This is a genomic window from Mesorhizobium sp. M7A.F.Ca.MR.362.00.0.0, assembly GCF_004023175.1.
Classification (GTDB): Bacteria; Pseudomonadota; Alphaproteobacteria; order Rhizobiales; family Rhizobiaceae; genus Mesorhizobium.
Map to the genome: position 1 here is coordinate 6,037 of NZ_RZTF01000230.1, position 4,350 is coordinate 10,386.

Sequence of the window (4,350 nt, forward strand, 5' to 3'; positions counted from 1 at the left end):
GTCGAGGAAGGCGGAGAGGTTCTTTTCAATGGCGACCCGGCCGACGCAGAGGAAGACAGGGCCGGGAAAGCCGAGATTCTTCTTCTTGTCGGGCCGGAAATGGTCGGTGTCGACGCCGCGCGTCCACGGCCGCAGCTTGGTGAAGCCGCGCGCCGAGAGGTCGTCGGCAAGCGACTGGGTGGCGACCAGCGTGCCTTGGCCGGAATTGTGGAAATCGCGCAGCCAGCGATAGGCCCAGCTTTCCGGCACTGGCAGCCGTGCGCTGAGATATTCGGGGAAGCGCGTGTGATAGCTGGTGGTGAACGGCCGGCCGGCATTGCGGCAATAGCGCCGCGCCATGATGCCGAGCGGCCCTTCGGTGACGATGTGGATGTGGTCGGCCTTGCCTGCGTCGATCAGGCGCGCGACATGGCCGGGCGTGGTCAGCGCCAGCCTGATGTCGGGATAGGTCGGCAAGGGCAGGGTGCGAAAGATGTTCGGCGTCAGGAAATCCACGGCGACATCGAAGGATTTCAGCGTCTCGGTGAGCCGCTCCAGCGTGTGGACAACGCCGTTAACCTGCGGCCGCCAGGCATCGGTGACCATCAATATGCGCATGGCGGCCCTTTGCAGGAAAGGTCGACGGTTGCCTTGAGACGATGCCGGAACGGCGACCAGCCCGCTGCTCTCGCTTCGCTCCAGCGCACCCGGACGGGCACGGGGTCGAAGTGAGGCGGCAAGGCCGAATCAATTGAGGTCGCGCGCTTCATGCGCGTTCTTGATCATGGTTTCATGACGGGCGGATGAAGCCGGTTTCCACTTTTCGGTATCGTGCCGGTTATGCGGGAACCTTGATGATAGCGCGCAGTCCGCCGAGCGGGCTGTCTTCAAGGGTGATGTCGCCGCCATGGGAACGGGCGATGTCGCGGGCGATCGACAGGCCGAGCCCGGTGCCGCTGGCGTCGAGGTTGCGGGCCTCGTCGAGCCGCACGAAGGGTTTGAACACGTCTTCGCGCCGGTCGGCGGGGATGCCCGGACCATCGTCGTCGATGGTGACCAGCAGCGAGCCGCGGCCATGGGTGGCGTTGACCTCCACCGTCTTGGCATAGCGGAAGGCGTTGCCGATGACGTTGGACATCAATCGGGCAAAGGCGTTCGGCCGCACATGCACATCGGGGTCTCCGGCAAGCGTCGTCGACAGCTTGCGCTTGCGCAGCCTGGCTTCCTCGCCGAGCTTTTCGAAATAGGCCTCGAGATCGAACCGTCCGGCGTCTTCCGAAGCCTCGCCGCGGGCAAAGGCGAGATAGCCTTCGAGCATCGACTGCATGTCGTCGATGTCCTGGTCGAGCGCGGCCTTGGTCTCGGCCTTGCCGCCGGAAAGCGCCAACTGCAGCTTGAAGCGGGTGAGGATGGTTCGCAGGTCATGGCTGACACCGGTCAGCATGGCGGTGCGCTGCTCGATCTGGCGCTCGATGCGCTCGCGCATCTGCATGAAGGCAAAGCCGGCGCGGCGAACCTCCTCGGCGCCGCGCGGCCGGAAGTCACGCGGCATCGGCCGGCCCTTGCCGAAGCTTTCGGCGGCTTCGGCAAGCATCAGGATCGGCCGGATCTGGTTGCGCAGGAAGGGAATGGCGATCATCAGGAGCACCAGCGAGGTGCCGACCATCCAGATCAGGAAGATGTGGGTGTTGGAGGCATAGGCCTGGCTGCGGCGCACGAAGACGCGCAGCACCTTGCCCTCGAGCTGCACGCGCACCTCGACGATGTTGGAGTTGCCGACCGTGTCGATCCAGAACGGGCGGTTAATCTGGCGGGTGATCTCCGACGAGAGAACATCATCCAAAATCGAGAAAAACGGTTTTGGGCCAGGCGCGGGCAGCGGGTCGGGCGGCAAGAGGTCGACCTTCAACTGCATGCGGTCCTGGGCGATGCGTATGATGTTGGTGTAGTCGGCATCGCGCGGATAGGTTTCGATCAGGTCGATGATGGCGGCGATGTCGCGCACGGTGGCCTGCGACAGGCGCTGCGTCACGGTTGCCCAATGACGTTCCATGAAGACGAAGGCGACGACCGATTGCAGCAGGATCATCGGCGCGATGACGATGATCAGCGAGCGAGCATAGAGCCGCTTGGGCATATACAGCGAGACGAGGCGCCAGAAGCGGTTCCAGGCGCGCGGCACCGCCTTCAGCGTCCGCGCGGCGCGTACGCTCAAGCCGCCATTGCCCGGCTGTTCCAGTTCCGTGGTTGCCATTCGCTCATTTCGCTTGCCCGCAGCCGCTCAGCAGGCCGCAGGCGGCATTCTATTCCACGCTGAGCCGATACCCAATACCGCGCACGGTCTGCAGCCAGACCGGGTTGGACGGATCGCGCTCGATCTTGCGGCGCAGCCGGTTGATCTGGACGTCGATGGTGCGCTCGCCGACCTCCGAATCGTCACCGACAAGCTCGTGGCGGGGTATCGTCTCGCCGGCCCTTGCCGCGAAGATCGCCAGGATCTCCTGCTCGCGGTCGGTCAGCTTCAGCGCCTCGCCGCCACGCTTCAACTCGCGCCGGGCGATCTGGAAGGTGTAGGGGCCGAAGACCAACTGCTCGACCTTGGGCGTGGTCGCCGGGCCACCACGGCGAAGGATGTTGTTGATGCGCAGGATCAGCTCGCGCGGATCGAACGGCTTCGGCAGGTAGTCGTCGGCGCCGGCCTCAAGCCCTGAGATGCGGCTGTCGGTCTCCGACAGGGCCGTCAGCATCAGGATCGGTACGTTCTTTTCGGCTCGCAGCGACTTGGTCAGGTCGACGCCCGTTTCACCGGGCATCATGACGTCCAGCACCAAAAGGTCGAAGTCGAGGCCGGCAAGCTTGCGCCTGGCTTCGCCGGCATTGCCGGCGACGGTGACGCGAAAGCCGTTTTCGGTCAGATACTGCTTGAGAAGATTGCGGATGCGGGTGTCGTCGTCGACGACAAGCAGATGCGGCGCGTCGTCGTCCGGCGCGGCCGCGTGATCGACCCGTTCAGTGCTCTCCATGGCTTTTCCCTGACATTTTTGCGGACCCAACGTCGATCTGCGCCCTCAGTTCCGGATTGACCATCGCTTCGAGGAACCGTTCCACCAAGGTCCGTTCGGTTACTCCGGAATCCCCCAATGCAGCATGGATGCGGCGCGACTGTGGCCGCGCCAGCGCCAGCGCCAGCGCACGGCCTTTGGCGGTCGGATAAAGTTCGCGCTGTCGGCGGTCGCGCGGACCTTGCAACTGCACGATATGGTCGGTGTCGATCAACTGCTTGAGCACACGGGCCAGGCTCTGTTTGGTGATCTTCAGCACGTCGAGCAGTTCGGCGACCGTCAGGCCCGGCCTGCGGTTGACGAAATGCAGCACCCGGTGGTGGGCCCGGCCGAAGCCGTAGTCGGCCAGGATCTGGTCCGGATCGGAGGTGAAGTCGCGATAGGCGAAGAAGAGCAGCTCGATGATGGCGAAGTCGATGCCGTCCTCGACCGACATCGCGGTCCTGATCGGTTTTCCGGCGGCTGGGCTTCGATCCGTCATTATTTCTCCGTGGGAAAGAGAGATTATGTCAGTACTATTGACGTAATTTCCCTGCAATGGTAATTTTTGACAAGCTTTTGGGCGGATTGCGAACGAAAAGGCAAGGGAAGCCGGTTTTTCCGGAATTTCCTGAGTTTGCCAGAGCGCAATTATCCGCTTACGCTCCACCATAAAAGCCGCTTTGGGCGGCCGACACGAAACACACAACGATACAACTATCCGGGCTGCCGCCCGTGGGAGGTTACCATGGCATCCGTTCCCTTCGATCAACTCGATGGCTTCATCTGGATGAACGGCGAATTCGTCCAATGGGGTGACGCCAGGATCCATGTGCTGACGCACGGGCTGCATTACGCCAGCGCCGTTTTCGAGGGAGAGCGCGCCTATGGCGGTGAGATCTTCAAGCTCAACGAACACACCGAGCGCCTGCATGAATCGGCACGCCTGCTCGGTTTCAATATCCCCTATACGGTGGCCGAGCTCAACGACGCCTCTTCCACGCTTCTCAAGAAGCAGGGTTTCCAGGACGCCTATGTCCGGCCGATTGCCTGGCGCGGCAGTGAGCAGATGGGCGTCTCGGCGCAGAACAACCGCATCAACTGTGCCATCGCCATCTGGCAATGGCCGAGCTATTTCGATCCTGCGCAGAAGCTGAAAGGCATCCGTCTCGATGTGGCGGAATGGCGCCGGCCCGACCCGCGCACCGCGCCTTCCAGGTCGAAGGCCGCCGGCCTCTACATGATCTGCACCATGTCCAAGCACGCCGCCGAGGCCAAGGGCTATGCCGACGCCATGATGCTCGACTGGCGTGGCCAGGTCGCCGAAGCG

At 63.2% G+C, this 4,350-nt stretch carries 5 protein-coding genes; 1 reads left to right on the top strand and 4 read right to left on the bottom strand.

Annotation, left to right across the window (positions count from 1 at the left end; all coding sequences use genetic code 11):
- The 4 genes from EOC06_RS43365 to EOC06_RS24110 form a co-directional block, all read right to left on the bottom strand.
- The coding region (locus EOC06_RS43365; RefSeq protein WP_245469991.1) for a glycosyltransferase at positions 1–597 on the bottom strand (597 nt) is incomplete at its 3' end.
- Positions 598–817: 220 nt separating this feature from the next.
- Entirely contained in the window at positions 818–2,233 is a 1,416-nt protein-coding gene (locus EOC06_RS24100; RefSeq protein ID WP_127268417.1) for an ATP-binding protein, read from the bottom strand.
- A 49-nt stretch (positions 2,234–2,282) separates the two neighbouring features.
- On the bottom strand, positions 2,283–3,002 hold the full coding sequence (locus tag EOC06_RS24105) for a response regulator (protein WP_013530014.1): 720 nt from the start codon (positions 3,000–3,002) through the stop codon (positions 2,283–2,285).
- Positions 2,989–3,522, bottom strand: coding sequence for a MarR family winged helix-turn-helix transcriptional regulator (locus tag EOC06_RS24110; protein ID WP_024505623.1), 534 nt, complete (start codon positions 3,520–3,522; stop codon positions 2,989–2,991). The genes EOC06_RS24105 and EOC06_RS24110 overlap by 14 nt, the downstream gene beginning before the upstream one ends.
- Before the next feature lie 246 nt (positions 3,523–3,768).
- On the opposite strand from EOC06_RS24110, the gene EOC06_RS24115 reads away from it, so the two are divergent.
- Positions 3,769–4,350 (top strand): aminotransferase class IV (locus tag EOC06_RS24115; RefSeq protein WP_128308962.1); only part of this gene is annotated, 582 nt, incomplete at its 3' end.

Coding starts and splice junctions, on each gene's coding strand:
- EOC06_RS24100 (WP_127268417.1), bottom strand. CDS start 2,233: ATGGCAACCACGGAACTGGAACAGCCGGGCAATGGCGGCTTGAGCGTA.
- EOC06_RS24105 (WP_013530014.1), bottom strand. CDS start 3,002: ATGGAGAGCACTGAACGGGTCGATCACGCGGCCGCGCCGGACGACGAC.
- EOC06_RS24110 (WP_024505623.1), bottom strand. CDS start 3,522: ATGACGGATCGAAGCCCAGCCGCCGGAAAACCGATCAGGACCGCGATG.